This is a genomic window from Streptomyces sp. 3214.6 (assembly GCF_900129855.1).
Lineage (GTDB): Bacteria > Actinomycetota > Actinomycetes > Streptomycetales > Streptomycetaceae > Streptomyces > Streptomyces soliscabiei.
This window is the reverse complement of record NZ_LT670819.1, coordinates 422,366-439,504: the sequence shown is the minus strand read 5'-3', so window position 1 is coordinate 439,504 and position 17,139 is coordinate 422,366. Positions and strand designations below refer to the sequence as shown.

General features: G+C 67.4%; 9 protein-coding genes. 8 read left to right on the top strand and 1 reads right to left on the bottom strand.

Features of this window, described 5'->3' with window-relative positions; translation table 11 throughout:
• The first annotated feature begins 73 nt into the window (after positions 1 to 73).
• The 8 genes from B5557_RS01790 to B5557_RS01755 all read left to right on the top strand — a co-directional run bounded on the left by B5557_RS01790 (position 74) and on the right by B5557_RS01755 (position 13,987).
• The gene (locus tag B5557_RS01790) at positions 74 to 3,244 is read left to right on the top strand and encodes a non-ribosomal peptide synthetase (protein WP_159424312.1); all 3,171 of its coding nucleotides are present in this window, start codon (positions 74 to 76) and stop codon (positions 3,242 to 3,244) included.
• A gap of 275 nt (positions 3,245 to 3,519) precedes the next feature.
• Positions 3,520 to 4,869 carry a condensation domain-containing protein gene (locus B5557_RS01785; RefSeq protein WP_079657444.1) on the top strand — a complete coding sequence of 450 codons (1,350 nt, stop codon included), beginning with the start codon at positions 3,520 to 3,522 and terminating at the stop codon, positions 4,867 to 4,869.
• A 213-nt stretch (positions 4,870 to 5,082) separates the two neighbouring features.
• Positions 5,083 to 5,292, top strand: coding sequence for an MbtH family protein (locus B5557_RS01780; RefSeq protein WP_079657443.1), 210 nt, complete (start codon positions 5,083 to 5,085; stop codon positions 5,290 to 5,292).
• 100 nt (positions 5,293 to 5,392) lie between these two features.
• Positions 5,393 to 6,733 (top strand): MFS transporter, encoded by a 1,341-nt coding sequence (locus B5557_RS01775; RefSeq protein WP_079657442.1) that lies wholly within the window; start codon positions 5,393 to 5,395, stop codon positions 6,731 to 6,733.
• 66 nt (positions 6,734 to 6,799) lie between these two features.
• On the top strand, positions 6,800 to 8,005 hold the full coding sequence (locus B5557_RS01770; protein WP_079657441.1) for a pyridoxal-phosphate-dependent aminotransferase family protein: 1,206 nt from the start codon (positions 6,800 to 6,802) through the stop codon (positions 8,003 to 8,005).
• A complete protein-coding gene (locus B5557_RS01765; protein ID WP_079657440.1) occupies positions 8,002 to 9,831 on the top strand; it encodes a non-ribosomal peptide synthetase in 1,830 nt (609 codons plus the stop codon). The genes B5557_RS01770 and B5557_RS01765 overlap by 4 nt, the downstream gene beginning before the upstream one ends.
• Positions 9,832 to 9,833: 2 nt before the next feature.
• A complete protein-coding gene (locus tag B5557_RS01760; RefSeq protein WP_079657439.1) occupies positions 9,834 to 10,745 on the top strand; it encodes an NAD(P)-dependent oxidoreductase in 912 nt (303 codons plus the stop codon).
• A 77-nt stretch (positions 10,746 to 10,822) separates the two neighbouring features.
• Positions 10,823 to 13,987 carry a non-ribosomal peptide synthetase gene (locus B5557_RS01755; protein WP_159424310.1) on the top strand — a complete coding sequence of 1,055 codons (3,165 nt, stop codon included), beginning with the start codon at positions 10,823 to 10,825 and terminating at the stop codon, positions 13,985 to 13,987.
• 87 nt (positions 13,988 to 14,074) lie between these two features.
• Here B5557_RS01755 and B5557_RS01750 read toward each other — a convergent pair whose 3' ends face one another.
• Positions 14,075 to 16,927, bottom strand: coding sequence for a helix-turn-helix transcriptional regulator (locus B5557_RS01750; RefSeq protein ID WP_079657437.1), 2,853 nt, complete (start codon positions 16,925 to 16,927; stop codon positions 14,075 to 14,077).
• Positions 16,928 to 17,139: the final 212 nt, after the last annotated feature.

The window sequence follows — 17,139 nt, the reverse complement described above, 5'->3', positions numbered from 1 at the left end:
GGCCCTCGCGGCCGGACGGACCCTACCCGGAAAGGACGGGGAGACGTCAGTGTCGACTACCCAAGACTCTGCGATGCAACCGAAAGACAGCCAGGACCGCCGCGTTGACAGGGGTTTCCCCCTTTCCCTGGCACAGGAGCGGATCTGGGTCTCCGAGCAGCTCGCCGATGCGGGCTCGCACTACGGGACCCCGGTTGTGTTCGCCCTGCGCGGCGAGCTGGACCTCGGGCTGCTTGAGGTGGCTCTGACCCATATCGTTGAACGACACGAGGTGCTGCACTCTGTCGTGTCCAACGCGTCTGGCTCCCCCCGGGTCGTCGTCGTCCCCGCACGCCCCATAAGACTCGATCCACAGGATGTGGCCTCGGAGCAGGAGATGACCGAGCGGGTGAGCGCCGCGACGGCGGCTCCGTTCGACCTCTTGCATGGGCCGCTCGTGCGGTTCGGCTTGTACCGCCTTGGTCCCGCTGATCACCGCCTGCTGGTGGACGTACATCACCTGATCTTCGACGGAGTCTCGGCCGGCGTGTTGGTCCAGGAGCTTGCCGAACTTCTTGCCGCGGGGGCCGAGGGCCGCACACCCGAGCTCCCCGCGCTGCCTTTCGGCTACGGGCAGTACGCCGTCGCGCAACGTCGCTCGCTCGACGAGGGTCTGTTGGACAGCCAGGTCGAGCACTGGTGCACCCAGCTCAGGGACGCGTCCTTCGCACTTGAACTGCCCACCGATTACCAGCGTCCGCCACGCATGAGCTTCCATGGCGCCAGCCACTTCTTCACATTGCCGGCTTCGCTGCGCGTCGAACTCACGGCGGCGGCCCGCCGCTGGAGCGTCACCCCCTACGTGGTCATGCTCGCTGGCTGGGCTGCCGTTCTCGGCCGCTACGCAGGCCAAGAGGACCTGCTGGTGGGCACCCCCATGGCCGGTCGGACCGAGCCGGGCACCGAGGAAATGATCGGCATGTTCGTCAATGTCGTGGCCCTCCGGGTACGCCCAGAGCGAGATCAGACCTTCCACGACCTGGTCAACCAGACACGCCGGGCTTCCGTCGAGGGTCTCGCCTATCAGGAAGCGCCGATCGAGAAGGTCATCGAGCGACTTGATCCGCCACGCGACCCGAGCCGCAATCAGCTGTTCCAGACGGCGTTCGTCTACGACGAGGCACTTGAGGAGTCCATACACGGCGCGGGACTGACGATCGAGGGCGCCGCACCGCCGCCGCGCACCGCCGCCAAACTTGACCTGAGTATCGAGGTCACTGAGCGGGACGGCCGACTCGAAGCGGAAATCGAGTACGCGACCGACCTGTTCGCGCCGGAGACGATCCGCCGCATCGCATCGCACTACACCACTTTCCTCGACAACGCGGTCCGCTCGCCGAACCGACCGCTGTGGGAGATTCCACTGGCCTCAGAGGAGGAGCACGCTCTGCTGGTAATGCAGCAGAGCGGAGACGGCGCATCCTACGATCCCGTCGTCCTCCCCTCGCTCTTCGAGGCCCAAGTCGCGCGGCGCCCCGACGCATGCGCGGTCTCCTGCGGCGAATTGCGGTGGAGCTACCGACAACTCAACGAGCGGGCCAACCGGCTTGCCAGAGCTCTGATTGCCCGCGGCCTGGGACCCGAGAAGCTGGTGGGGGTTGCGTTGCCCAGCGGCCCGCTCCTCGTCCTGGCCATCCTCGCGATCAGCAAGGCGGGTGCCGCGTTCCTACCGCTCGACCCGGCCTATCCGACCGGGCGAATCGAGTACATCGTCGGCGACGCGCGTCCCGCCCTGCTGCTGACCGATGCCGCCGGCGCCACGGCCCAGCCCTGGACGATGCCGATCCTGGTCCTCGACGAACAGCAGACCGGGCGTGACGCGGACGCGGACGCATCGAACGTCTCCGACGCACAGCGGTCGCACCCACTCACCCTCGCGCACCCGGCATACGTCATTTACACCTCCGGTTCGACCGGAACACCGAAGGGCGTGACAGTCACGCACGAGGGCCTCGCTGGGCTCTCCGGCGCGCAGATCGAGGCATTCGGCGTACGGTCCGACAGCAGGGTCCTGCAATTCGCCAGTCCAAGCTTCGACGCCTCTGTCTCGGAGCTCTGTATGGCCCTGCTCAGCGGCGCTACGGCGGTGTTTGTCCCGGAACTTCACGACTTCGTCGGAGGTTCGTTCGAAGCACTGCTTGTCCGAGAGACTGTCACGCACGTAACCCTGCCGCCCTCGGTACTCGCCTCGCTTTCCCCCGACGGGGACCTGCCCGTGGACCTGACCATCGTGGTTGCCGGGGAAAGCCTGACCGCCGACCTCGCCGCACGCTGGTCCGGGCGTTGCCGTATGTTCAACGCTTACGGGCCCACCGAGGCCACGGTGTGCGCAACGCTGACCGGCCCGCTGACGGGGAACGAACCGCCACCCATCGGCCTGCCGATCGCCGGCACCCAGATCTTCGTCCTGGACGAGGCCCTGCGGCCGCTGCCGGTGGGCGTGGCGGGCGAGCTGTACCTTGCCGGCGCTGGGCTGGCCCGCGGATATCTCAACCGACCCGGCCTCACTGCGGCCAGCTTCGTTGCCTGTCCCTTCGGTCCGGACGGGGGGCGGATGTATCGCACCGGAGATCGGGCCCGCTGGCGTGAGGACGGGAATCTTGAGTTCGTCGGGCGCCGGGACGACCAGGTCAAGCTGAACGGCTTCCGGATCGAGCTCGGCGAGATCGAGAACGTGATCGCAGCGCACCCAGGTGTGGAACAGACCGCCGTCGTGGTGCGCGAAGACAGGCCGGGGCTGCGGCAAGTCGTCGCCTACGTAGTGGCCCAGGCGCCCAACGAGGAGATCCTCGCCCACGCCGCGTCACAGTTGCCCGGTTACATGCTCCCGTCTGCCGTGGTGCGCTTGCAGAACCTGCCGTTGACCACGAACGGCAAGGTGGACCGCCGTAACCTGCCTGCTCCGGATGGTCGTACATCTGTCACCGATCGCAGCCCGGGCACCGCGCGCGAGCAGCAACTGTGCCAGCTGATCGGCGAAGTGCTGGACCTCGCTGCGGTCGGCGTGGACGAGAGCTTCTTCGAACTCGGCGGCCAGTCGCTGCACGCGGTGCGTCTGCTGAGCCGGATCCGGAGTGCCATGGGTGTAGAGATCGGTATCAAGACCCTGTTCCAGGCGCCTACCGCGGCGTTGCTCGCGGCGCAGATCGACTCTGGTCAGATCGCCGTCATCACCCGGCCGGCACTCCTCCCGACGGTCCGCTGACCCACGGCGGGCGCCGGATGACTTCCGCGCGGTCGGATGGGCCCGCACAGAGCAGTAAGGATCTTAATGATGGTGTCAATCCGATTGTGTGACCGATCGGACCGGGGTGATCAGCCTCTTGTCGGGCGGCATCGCGCGCAGCACGTCGACTCTTCAGCGGGTGAACGCGGAGCGTTTCGGAGGACTGGGCGATCCTTCCTCCTGGGCCATCAACGGCAAAGCGCCATCAGCCACATCCGATCCTCCCGTACCGCCAACATTATGTGGGACCAGTCATGATCCCTCTGTCGTTTGGGCAGCTCGGACTGTGGTTCATCCATCAGATGAATCCGGGCAGCTCGATATACACCATGCAGCTCGCTTCGCGGCTGACGGGGCAGCTGGACAGCACAGCCCTGGAGGAGGCATTGCGAGACGTCGTGCAGCGACATGAATCGCTTCGCACGGTAATCCGGGACGGTGAAGGCGTGCCGCACCAGGTTGTCCTGGATATCTCAGAATGCGCAGTGAGACTGGAGTACAAGGAGCTTGCCGAGGAAGAGCTGCATCAGGCGATGCACGAGGCCTCGGAACGCCCGTTCGACCTTGTGCGCGACCTGCCCCTTCGGGCATGGCTGTTCGCGCTGGGGCCGCAGGAGCACGTGTTGCTTATATCGATGCACCACATCGTCAGCGATGGTTGGTCGTTGGGGCCGCTCACCCGAGACCTCGCCCGGGCCTACGCGGCGCGGCGCCGTGGTGCCGAGCCGAATATGCCGCCGCTGCCTGTCCAGTACGCCGACTACGCAGTCTGGCAGAGGCGGTTGCTGGGCCGCGAGGAGGACCCGGACAGCCTGGCGTCGAGACAGCTCAAGCACTGGCGTTCGGTGCTCGACGGCATGCCCGAGGAACTGCGGTTGCCGGTGGATCACCCGCGCCGACCGATGTCCGACTTCGCCGGGGGCGCGATCGAGTTCACCCTCGACGTCGATCTCCATACAGCACTGGCCGAGGTCGCCCGCACCGAAAATGCGACCATGTTCATGGTATTGCAGGCCGGGTTTGCGGCGCTGCTGAGCAAGCTCGGTGCGGGCACCGACATTCCGATCGGCTCGCCCGTGGCTGGCCGCATGGATGATGCGCTGACCGAACTCGTCGGGTACTTCGTCAATATGCTGGTATTCCGCGTTGAAGTGTCCGGCGACCCGAGTCTGCGAGACCTGGTCAAGCGGGTCCAGACCGTCGCCCTTGATGCCTACGACAACCAGGACATTCCCTTCGATCGCCTGGTCAGGGCACTCAATCCTGCCCGCTCGCGGACCCGTCACCCGCTTTTCCAGGTCATGTTCACCCTGGAGAACAACGCCGACGCCGGGCTCAAGTTCGACGGATTGACCGACGTGCCATTGGACATCGACGGCGGCAGCTCCATGTTCGACTTGGCCTTGAGCCTGCGGGAGAACTTCGGCCCGTACAAGGAGCCGGCTGGGATGGATGCGTTCCTGGAGTACCGGCTCGACCTGTTCGAACGGGAGTCCGCACAGCGCGTGGCGGACGGTTACCGGCGGATGCTGGCCGCTCTTGCCGCGGACCCGGATGCGCCGATCAGCACAGTCGACGTGCTGGGGGAGTGCATCAAGCGCTGATGTTCGATCGAGTCCTATGACCACACGCAGGTTCCGGTGGTCGCGGCGAACCAGCCCGAGCCGTTTGCGGCGCGAGGCGCTGATCGTACAGCCCGCCCCGGAAGATACCAATGGCGGGGTACACACGTTTCTTATTGCCCGTGAATTCGGCACGCATATCGAGTTGAGCGGCCGCTGACGAATGATGACAACTTACCTAGGGGAGTGAAAGCAGTGGCGAATCCATTCGAGGACCAGGACGGCGTGTACCTGGTGCTGGTCAATGCTGAGGGACAACACTCGTTGTGGCCCGCCGCCATCACTGTGCCCAAGGGCTGGACCGTAGTACACGGCGAAGCTGGGCGAGAGGACTGCCTGGAGTACGTGAAACGGAACTGGACGGACATGCGGCCCAGGTCCCTGGTCGAGGCGACAACCTCTTGAGGGCCCCTCGGTGTGGCACCGCCGGCCGACCGGACCCAAAGGAACCATCACCTAGCCCTCGTGCCGGGACCTGAAACCAGCACGCGCGGAAAGAGGCGCAATGAGCGATGTAGTGGTCTCCGGCGAACGAGGACGCCGAGGCAAACGCAGAAGGCTGCTGACCGACCGACACTTCGCCTGCTTATTGGCCGCCCGGCTGGGCTCCGGCATGGCCAACGGCTTCCTGCCAGTTGCGGAGAGCTTCGGTGTCCTCCACACCACTGGTTCTGCGAGTGACCTCGGCCTTGTCCTCGGAGTTCAGGCGGCGGTTTCGCTCGTCTTGTCGCTGTTTGCCGGCGTCGCGGCGGACCGCTTTCCGCGTGCCGCGTTGCTCATCGCTTCGTCGATCGTACGCCTGGTCGCGGCGGCGACCTTGTCGATAGGACTGCTCACGCATACTGCGACCCTCGGCTGGTTCTTCGCTCTGGCAGTCGTATACGGCGGCGCTGACGCGCTATTCGGTCCGGCCAGCGCGGCGATCATGCCGGACGTCGTTGCGAAAGATGACCTGGACGAGGCCAATGCGTTGATCGGCACTTTTTCCTCGCTGGCTTTTACGGCGGCCCCTGCGGCGGCAGGAGTGGTCGTGGCGGCGTACGGTTCGGGAGCCGCTTTCCTGGTGGAGAGCGTGCTGATGTTGTTCATCACTCTTTGTCTCATATTCGCCAAGATCCCCGCTGGGGGCGAAGCCGAGCCGGAGCGCGAAGGCGGGACGCTCGCGCAGCTGGGGGAAGGCTGGCGGGAGTTTCGAATGCGCCCCTGGCTGTGGCTGCTCACCTTGCAGTGGACGTTGTTCTCGCTGGTCCTGCTGGCTCCCCTCGCGGTCCTCGGCCCGTTGGTGGCCGACACCTATCTGGGCGGTGCCGCAGCTTGGGGTGTCATCGGCACCTGCATGACCATCGGCGTGGTCTGCGCGCAGTTCACCGCCGGGCGGATCAAGCCGAAGCGACCGGTGGTCTTCATGGCGTGGCTGCCACCGCTGATCGTCTTCGAAACGTTGGCCCTCGGCTCTGGCGTGCCGACGGTGGTGGTGGCGGGTGCCGCACTGCTCTCCGGCTGCGCGATCGGCCTGCAAGGAGTGTTCTTCCAGACCCTCATGCAGCGCGCCGTACCGAGGGCGGTACTCGGCCGGGTGGCCGCCTTCGATTTGGTGGCCTCGGAGATCGCCCAGCCGGTCGGCTTCGCCGTAGCCGGCCCACTGGGCATCCTGTTCGGCCTACGCCCGGTGCTGGTGGGCTGTGCTGTGGTCGCGGTGGTGGGCACGGCACTGTTCGCCCTTGCCGTGACCAGGGTTGAGCAACCAGAGCTACAGGTGCACAACGAGCCGGACGATGCCGGGCTGCGCGGGTGCGCCATCGAACCGCACGTGCCAGATGGCGGCAGTGGGGCGCCGGTCAGCTGAGCGGTACTCGACTGCAGACGAGCCTTTGACGAAGCCGGACCACCGCGGCACTAAGGAATCAGGAAGATGATTTACAAGGACAGATTGGCTATACCCGGTCCGACCCCGCTGCCGCCCGCGGTCATCGCGGCGGCGACGCATCCCATGGTCGACGAGCGCACCGTGGACTTCGCGCGCACATTCACACGAATCATCGACGGGCTCAGGCATGTGCTGGGTACCGCGGGGGACGTGCTGATCTTCTCGTCAAGCACCACCGGTGCGTTCGAGAGCGCGGTGCAGAACCTCTTCAGCCCGGGGGAAAAGGTGCTCGTGGTGGACAACGGTGCCTTCGGAAGGCGCTGGGTGGGGCTATGCCGCGCTTATGGCCTGGAGACCGTCGTGCTCAACGTCGCGTGGGGTTGCGAGCCGGACCCTGCAGTTGTCGAAGCCTGCCTGGCGGCCGACTCGCAAATCGTCGCGGCGATCGTCGTACACTGCGAGACCTCCACAGGCGTCGTCACCGACCTTGAGGCCTTCGGGCGCGCAACCCGCAGTGTGCTGACGATAGTGGACTCGGCCTCCGGGGTCGGCGGCTGCGAAATGCAGGCCGACGCGTGGGGGTTGGACGTCGTGGTCGGCGGGAGTCAGAAGGCGCTGATGGCGCCGCCAGGGGTCTCTTTCGTCTCGGTCAGTGAGCGCGCCTGGCGCCGGCACGCCAAGGCCAGGCATCTGCGGTACTACTTCGACTGGACGATCACGCGTGACAGCCTGAACCACTCCATCCCGCGTACCCCCTGGACGCCGGCGGTCGGCGTGCTGCTCCAGTTGTCTGCGGCGCTCGAACAGGTACTCGCTGAAGGCATGGAGCGGCGCCACCGGCGGCATTCGGAGCTCGGCCGGATGGCCAGAGCGGGCCTGCGCGGCCTCGGACTCCGGCTGCTGACCCCAGAAGTGGCGCGCAACGGCATCGTAACGGCCGCGTTCACACCGCCCGGAGTAGGGGCGCAACTTCTCGTCGATGCGGTAGTCGAGCACACAGGCGTCCAGCTGGCTACCGGCAACGGGGAACTGGCCGACCAAGTGGTGCGGATCGGCCACTGCGGCCACGCCGACCCGCTCGACCTGGTTACCGCGCTGGCCGCGCTTGAGACCGGGTTCGCAGCCCTCGGCGCCCCGGTGCTGCCGGGCAGTGGCGTCACACCCATTGTGAAGCTGATGGCAGAGCAGGTTGACGCCGCCGCAGGCCCCTTGACGTCGATGTCGCCCACCCCTGAGGAGTCTGCTGCGTGAACGCCGACGTTCAATCAGCGCGTAACGACGCGCCGAAGCTCATCCCGCACCTGCTTGAGCAGCACTCAAGGGTGACGCCGCACGCTTGCGCCACCGAGGATTCACAGCGGGCGCTGACCTACGCCGAACTCGCCGCCGAAGCCGAGCACATGGCGGCGCGCCTGGCGGAGGCGGGAGTGCTTCCGGGCGATCGCGTCGGCGTGATGATGCGTCACTCCGCTGACCTGCTTGTCGCGATTCTCGGCGTGCTGCGTGCGAGAGCGGCTTACGTGCCTATCGACCCGGACTACCCCGACCAGCGCAAGAGTTTCCTCGCGGCGGACTCCGGTATCAAGATTCTCATTGTAGACGGAGCGCAGGGGAGTCCAACCAGCTTGCCCGTCACGACGCTTGCGCCGGACCGGGGGCGCTTGCCTCCCCGTCCGGGCGCCCCCGTAGCCGCGCCGGACGATCTGGCCTGCGTCATCTACACCTCAGGTTCCACCGGAGCGCCCAAAGGCGTCATGATCACCCATCTCGGCCTGGCGAATCTCGCAGCCGCCGCGAGTGCCGAGTTCGGCATGGGGCCGGGTGATCGCTACCTGATGCTGGCCGCCGCCGCATTCTCCGCCTCACTCGAGGAGCTGTTCCCCCCACTCGTGCAGGGCGGGACAAGCGTGTTCCCGACCGATCGGGTTGCGCTCTCCCCGGTGGAGACCCTGCTCGACTTCCTCACCGCGCACGACGTCACGCTGCTGGAGATGCAGACCGCGCACTGGCACCTGCTGGTTCGCCACCTCGTGGACACCGGCGGGGCACTGCCCCCGTCGCTGCGGCTGATCGTCATGGGAGGAGACCGCGCCATGCCCGAAGCCGTCCAGCAGTGGAACCGCTTCCGCCTTCCGCTGGTGCACGTCTACGGGCCGACCGAGACCACTGCGACCGCGGCATACTGGAGCGTGCCGCCCGGACAAGCACCCAAGGACGGGGTGTTGTCCATCGGCGATGCCATCGCCGGAACCCGAATGTTCGTCGTCGACGAGCGGCTCGAACTCGTTCCCGCGGATGCCGAGGGCGAGCTGCTCATTGGTGGTGACTCGCTGGCACGCGGTTACCTGGGCAGACCCGACGTCACCGCGGAGAGGTTCGTCGCCGACCGCTACTCGGGGATTCCGGGGGCCAGGTTGTACCGCACCGGCGATCGGGTACGCCGTCTTCCCGACGGTCGGCTGCAATTCCTTGGACGCAGCGACCAGCAAGTCAAGGTGCGTGGTTATCGCGTCGAACCAGGCGAGATCGAGGCTGCGCTCGACCGGCACCCGGCGGTGCGCCAAGCCCTGGTCACCACTGGTCGAGACGCGTCGGGTGAGCAGTGTCTGATCGGCTACGTGACTGCTGACCGGGACACGGTGAGCAGCGGTGAGCTGCGTGCCTTCCTCGCCGACGAACTGCCGGCCCATCTGATCCCTTCAGCGCTGATCCGGCTGGACGAATTTCCGCTGACGATGCATCGGAAAATCGACCACGCGATGCTTCCGCAGCCACCGAAGCGTCGGCCCGACTTGCCCACCGAGTTCGTGCCGCCGGCAGGTGAAATCGAGCGGCGCATCGGCGCCGCCGCGGCGGAGCTCCTGGGACTCGACGAGATCGGTGTGCTCGACAACCTGCTTGACCTGGGAGGGGATTCGCTGTTCATGTTGCGGCTGATCAGCTGGATCCGCAAACACTTCGGCATAAGCCTCGGTGTCCGCGAGGTCTTCGCCGCGTATTCGGTACGCGGAGTGGCAGCGCTGGCCGACGCGACGGCAGACGTCGCGGCGGCGGGTAAGCCGGGCAGTGGCTGGTGACCATGCTTCCCGACCTACCACTGGCAGTGCTTCCGGAGCCGGCGCCCGCCGATCTCATGACAGCGCTGCATGACTCAGGCGTTCGACTGGCTCCGCTGGCCCGGGCTCAGGGCTTGATCTGGACCGGCGAGCGGCCCTCGGCGCTGGCAGCCGCACTGGAGTGCGCGCCGTCGGTGCGCTGGGTTCAGCTGGCGAGCACCGGCGTCGAAAGCTACCTGCCGCTCATGGATCAGCGGATCCGCTGGAGCCGGGCCGTGGGCGTCCAGTCCGAGCTGGTAGCTGAACACGCCCTCATGCTCGCGCTGACCGTGCTGCGACAGGGCACTGCCTCCGTGAGGGCCGGCGCGTGGCTGCCGCGCCCCGCCATCGGGCTGACGAACGCCGAGGTCCTTGTGGTGGGCGGCGGCGCGGTTGCCCGGGCACTGCTCGCACTGCTGCGCCCGTTCAGGGTCCGCCCCAAGGTGGTGTGCCGCAGCGGCGCCCCGATGGCGGGCGCCGAGGTCGCCACGCCCGATCGCCTCGACGAATGGCTGCCCGAGGCCCGTGTGGTCTTCCTCGCGGCGCCGCTGACCGCGGACACGGCCGGGCTGATCGACGCAGCCAGACTCAGATCCATGCGTCGGGACGCGTGCCTGGTGAACGTGGCGCGCGGCGGGCTTGTCATCACAGACGACCTCGTTCGTGCGCTGACCTCCGGGTGGATTGCCGGCGCCGGCCTGGACGTCACCGACCCCGAGCCGCTTCCTCCGGAGCACCCGCTGTGGTCCCTTCCCACCTGTGTGATCACCGCGCACTGCGCGGGCGATCTGGATCACGCACTCGGACCCTTCGTCGACCTGGTCCGGCGCAACATTCGTCGACTGGCGAACGGCCTTGAGCCGATCGGCCTGGTCGACCGGGAACTCGGTTACTAGCCGACTGTCAGGAAGAGCGGGTCATGATGACCGAGTCAACCACTACTCCGAAGGCCACGCACCCGACCGGAGCACCCATGGGCAACCGACAGATCGAGAGGATCTCCCTCCTGCAGGAGCAGATCTGGATTGCTGAACAACTCGCCCCGGGCCGCAGCGTTTACGGAATACCTATGGTGATCCGTCTGCGTGGCACGTTGGACACGGAGCTCGCCGCGCGCTGCGTGACCGAGATCGTGCGTCGGCATGAGGTGCTGCGCTCCCGGGTGGGCGAGGAAAACGGTGAACTGTACCTGATCACAGATCCGCCGCAGCCCTTCGCGCTGCCTGTGTTCGACTTTCGCTCCCGGCCCGACGAGTGGCGTGGGTTCGTCGAGACCGCCGCTTGCGAGCCCTTCGACCTTGTGCACGGCCCGCTTCTGCGGGCTGCTGCGCTACGTCTTGAGGATGACGCCTACGCGTTCTTCCTCAACATGCACCACATCGTTGCGGACGGTTGGTCGCTGCGTCTGTTCTGGACCGAGTTCGTCGCGCTCTACACCGCATGGCACACGGGCGGTGAGCCCGATCTGCCTGACCTCACCATGCAGTACCGCGACTTCGCCGCCGAACAGCGGCGCATCACCGAGGACGGCGGGTACGGCGACGTGCTCGACGCGTGGGCTCGGGAATTGGCGGGTGCGACGACGATCCTTGCACTGCCGGTCGATCACCGTTCAGGAGCCTCCCGGGAATACCGGGGGGATGAGTTCACGACAGTGGTACCAGAGCAGCTTCGGGCCGATACCTACGCCTGCGCCAAGCGGCTCGGGGTCACGCCCTTCGCGATGCTCGGCGGTGTGTGGGGCGTGCTGCTGGCCCGCTACACCCGTCAGGACGACCTGCTGATCGGAACGCCTCTGGCCGGCCGGACCCGGCTCGAGTACCAGTCGCTCATCGGGCTGTTCGCCAACACAATGCCGTTGCGACTGCGGCTGGACGCGAACGTGTCCTTCGCCTCCCTGGTCCGCGAACTCCAGCTGAGTACCTTCGACGCGCTCTCCTCACAAGACGCGCCATTCACCGAGCTTGTCAAACGGGTCGACTCCAAACGCACTTCGCGTGAGGCCCCGCTCTTCCAGGCGGTGTTCTCCTTCGAGCAGTCCACGGAGTTCGAGGCCACGCTGCCGGGCTGCGCGGTGACGGAGCTCTACGAGGTGTCCAACGGCGGGTCCCGGTTCCGTCTCAGTCTCAGCGCTGTGGACGCTCTGGGGGAGCTGAGCCTTCAGTTCGAATACGACAGTGAGCTGTTCGACGCGGGCACCATCGAGGCAATGGCCGAGAGCTACCTGGTGCTGCTCGGCGAGGCCGCGTCCCACCCCGAGTTCCCGCTGGGAGCGCTTCGCACGTCGACCGACGCCGAGCCCGATCGGGAGCTCACTGGTCGGCCCGTGCCGGGGGACGAGCTGGCCACCCTGCACGCGCTGTTCGAGCGACGGGTCCGACAGAGCCCAGATGCGCCGGCGATCGAGCGTGAAGACGGTACGCCAGTCAGTTACGCACAGCTCAACAGCCAGGCCAACCGGCTCGCGCGGCATCTGCGTCAGCTAGGTCTTCGCGCGGGGGAGCCGGTGGCGCTCGCCTTGCCCCATGGCTCCTCCTGGCCGTCCGCCGTGCTCGCCGTACTGAAGGCGGGCGGAGCCTACGTCCCTGTGGCTCCGGACGCGCCCGGCAGCCGCAAGGCCCATGTCCTCGCCGAGACTGCGCCCCGCTTGGTGCTCACGGTCGTGGACTTTGCCGCGGACTTTGCCGGGGCCCACCATGTGCTCGCCCTCGACGATCCGGCGGTTGCTTCCTCGATCGAGGCCCAGAGCGGTGAAGATCTCAAGGGCATCGCTGTGACAGGCCGTCAGGTCGCGTATGTCCCGTTCACCTCCGGCTCGACGGGTGTGCCCAAGGGCACCCTCGTCACCCATGTCAACCTGACTGCGTTCACCCGTGCCGCGGTGGACACGTTCGATCTGGGCCCGGAAGACAGGATGCTGCAGCTCGCCGCGATGACCTTCGACGTACATGTCGAGGAGTTCTTCCCCACCTGGCTGGCCGGTGGCTGCGTCGTCTTTTTCGATGGCGTGCTCGGCCGGACCGGCCCGGCGGAACTGCTGCACCTCCTCGGAGAGCGCGAGATCACTATATGTGAGCTCCCCACCGCCTACTGGATCGAAGTAGTGCGCCTGATCGACCCGGCTGTTGTCCCCATTCCGCAAACCATGCGGCGAGTGCTGGTCGGCGGCGAACGCGCGCCGATCGAGGTCTACCAGCGCTGGTTGGACTTCGGGATTCCGCTCACCAATGTCTATGGGCTCACCGAAACGGCGGTGACCAGCACGACCTATCAGCCCGGTGCTGACTTCGACCGCGAGGCGCTGCCGATCGGACGACCAATGCCGCACGCCTCCGTCTACGTGCTCGACGCTTTGCTCGCACCGGTTGGACGCGGCGTGGCAGGGGAGATCTACCTGGCCGGCCCCGGCGTCTCCGACGGCTTGCTCAACCGGCCCGAGCAGACCGCCGAGCGCTTCTTGGCGGACCCCTTCGCGGCCGAGCCGGGCACACGTATGTATCGCACCGGCGACCAAGGCCGATGGACTACCGAAGGTGACCTCGAATTTCTCGGCCGCGTGGACCGTCAGCTCAAACTGCGCGGCCATCGGGTCGAGCTCGCCGAGATCGAATCGGTACTCGACGGCCATCCGGACGTGGTGCGCAGCGTGGTCGTGCCTCGGCGCACCGAGGCTGATCCAGCGGCCGAGCTTGAGCTGATCGCGTTCCTGATCGGTCCGTACGCCGACGAGGCAACTGTCGCGGCGTACGTTCGTACCCAGCTTCCCCCACACCTGGTTCCGGCTCACATCTCAGTAGTTGAACGGTTCCCGCTCACCTCGCATGGCAAGGTTGACCAAGCAGCCTTGCTCGCGCTGCTGCAGAGCCGCGAACGTGTCGTCCCCGAGGAAGCGCAGGGCAGCGAGCTCGAAGTCAAGGTCGCGGAGGTCTACTGTGAGGTACTCAAAGTACCGACGATCGACCTTCGGACGGACATCTTTGCGCTGGGTTTCCACTCCCTGGCCGCGCTGCGGCTCGTTTCCCGCCTCAAGAGTGTGTTCACGGTGCAAGTCCCGATTGCCGAGTTCTTCATGGACTCCTCAGTCACCAACGCCGCCCGACTGATCGTGGCGGCGGGGGCCGACCAACCAGTCGGCTGACTGCGCCATCGGCGCACGCGCGGGTCGCTGTGCTCCCGAACAAGGCAGTGGGGATCGGCTCGGGAACATGGGTTGGTGTTCACAGGGTCAGTGGTCGTCCAGGCTGGAGGGGGCGGAGGTGGTCTGGGTGAGGCTTCCGTTGAGCCAGGCGGCGGTGAGTTCCCTCCGGGAGCGGGAGCCTGTGCGCTGGAACAGTCGTGTCAGGCGCTGTTCCACCGTTTTGGGACTGCAGGCGAGTTCTGCGGCGATCTGCCGGTTGCTCGCGCCGTCAGCGACCATGCGCACCAGCCTGATGTCGAGTTCGGTCAGCTTCTGGTGGCCTTGGCGGAGTCTCGGTACGGGGATGTTGCGCTGCCGCGCGACACGGGTGACTGCGGTGCGGAAGCGGCCTCCCAGGCCGAGGGTGTGAGCGTTGCCTACGGCCTCGGTCAGCCAGCGCCGGGGGTCGTCGGCGACACGTGTCAGGCACAGGCAGCAGATGACGCTCAGGTGTATGTCGCCTCGGAGCTTGATCAACCGGTGGGCGGTCAGCGCGCTGTCCGCGTCGTGGTTCGCGATGCCGCGTGCGAGAAGGAGGGCCTCGTGGGTCATGGGGGTGGCTGCCTCCTCGTGCAGGGTTTCCACTTCCTCCAGGGCCTGTTGGACCGTGTGCGGCTGATCCGAGTGGGCGGCGAGCGACAGGATGCGCAGCAGCAGCCGCTCGACACCGGCGAGCTGGCCGTTCTTTCGTGCCTGCCGAGCGTCGTGCCAGGCTTCCTCCAGCGCCTCCTCTCGTCGGCCCGACCAGTACCGGACCGCCAGCCGCGCCCGGGCGACCAGGGGATGAGTGAGGGTGTCGGGGACCAGGTCGAGCCACGTTGTGGCGCGTGCGACGTCCCCGCGCGCGCAGTGGATCTCCGCGGCCAGCGCCCGTGGGAGGTGCGGGGTGCCTGCCGCCGCGTGGGTGCGGCTACGCACCTCGATGCGGCGGGCGGCCGCCAGAGCGGCGTCCCAATCCCCTGACAGGTAGTCGCGCACCATGCCCCGGTACTGGACGGCGATGCCCTCGGGTGCCGCGACATACCGGTCGCCGAGGACTGCCGCGAGAGCGCCGGCCAGGTCTGCGTATGCGGCCGCGCTGCGCAGCTGGTCCAGGGTGTGGTCGTCGACGGCGTCGGGGGGCATGTGCTGCCGCGCGCGGCTCAGTTCGGTGTGGCTGCCGACCGCGGCGGTCATCAGGCGGAGTTCGGTGGGCTGGGGCAGCGGCATGCGCCGGTGTCCGGGACCGGAGGTGTCCAGCATGTGGCGTGAGTCCTCCGTCGGCCGAACCGTCAGCGGGCCGATGCCGTAGAGGCCGCCCAGTGCCGCAAGCCCGGCCGCGGCGGGAAACCGGCCGGCGACCTTGCCTAAGCGAAGATGGATGCTATCGGCGCGAGCGGCTCGGTGTTCGTGAAGGGCTGCCCACACCCATGCGGCGGCAATGCTCGACAGGCCGGCCGGTTTCTCGACGCCCTCGGTGTGTTCGGTGTGCGGTCGGTCGAGGAGGGCGAGCAGAGGCTGGCCGAGCTTCAGGAGCCCTTCGTGGTCGCCGTGCCGCAGGCTGAGGCTGCTCGCCTCGTGAAGCACATCAGCGGTGTGACGGTCCTGTGGCGTGAGCCGGTGCAGCGCGGCTGCGTAGGCGCGGGCCGATCGGGGCCAGTTGGTCCTGGTCTCCTCGCGGGCCGCGGCCAGCAGCAGCGGTACCGCGAGGGTGTCGTCCAGGCGCGGGCCGGAGGCTGCGACGCGATCGGCCAGCCTCGGGTAGCCACGGCCGGTGGCTTCCGGACCGAGCCTGTCCGTCAACTGTGCGACGTACCGGGCAGAGTTGCCCTGCACGTCGCGCTGGATGGGCAGGGTCCGTAAGGCCGCCGCGAGCGCCGGGACGGCGAATGACAGGCGGCCCTGCGGGTCCGCGGTCAGGATCCTGTCCGTGATCAGGCGGTTCAGTGCGTGTTCAAGGGCTCGGTCGCCGGCCGACGGCGTCATCCTGAACGCATCGTCGATGTGCACTTCGGCGTGGTCCAGCACACGGGCGGTGACGATCGCCGCCTCGAGTGCCCTGTGGTCCGCGGGCGTATCGGGCAAGGCGGACCGGAGCAGCTCGGCCGTCCCGGCGCTCAGGCGCAGCCGCTTTTCGGGGAGCGTGAGGCACAACAGGCCGTCGAGTTCCACCAGGTCCTGCTCGTCCAGTGCGTCGAGCACTGAGAGCACGGCGCGGGGGTTGCCCGCCAGCGCGCCCAGCGCCCGCGACACTGCCTCCGCCAGCGCCGGTTCGGCCGGACGACCGAACCGCCGGGTGACGTGGACGTCGACGAGCGTGGCGACGTCGGCAGGCTGCAGTGTGGGCAGTTCGAGCATCTGGTCGGCCGCGGCCGTCAGCCCGGCGCGGCCGGGGTCCGTCGTGGGCCACGGCCGGCCGGCCATCACCACGGGTATGCCGCGCGGGCGGAAGATCCGCAGGAGCAGCGCCAAAGCGCTGGCACTGCGCTGTGGCATCCGCTCGACGCCGTCGGCGACCAGCGCGAACGGGGTTTGGCGGGATGCCTCCAGCAGTGCGGCGGAGAAGGCGGACAGCCTGCTCAACTCACCCTGCCGCGCGGCGCCGCGCACCTGTGCGCGACCGGCTGTGGCGAGGGGTGGCAGGCAGCCGTCGGGGTCCTCGACGATCAGGCCGCAGCCTGCGTCCAGGACGATCGCGTCGGCCGTGTCCTCGGCGTGTTCGTCTTCCCAGCCGAGCCTCATCACCGCAGCGCCGTCCTGGGCTGCCACACGCCGCGCATGCTCCAGTACAGCGGTTTTGCCCATCCCGGCCTCTGCAGTGACCAGCAGCACACGGGCCGCTTCACCCGTGGCGCGCAGGGCCTCCACTATCTCGCGGACTGCGCCGTCTCTGCCGATGACCGCTCCGCGTTGTTGCCGCATGGTGCCACCTCACTCGTTCTCCTCACTCTCGAGGAGAGATGCCATACGGCCATTTTACGTTCCCTTTACCCGGCCGGAGACGAACGGTTCCTGCTGGCACCGGGAGTTGCTGTGCAGAGGCCCGGGCGGTTCACGGCGTGGCGGGGGCGCTCATAATGTCAGCGCACAGAGGAAGGCCTGGGCGCGGGCGCACAGCTGTTGACGGCCGTGTT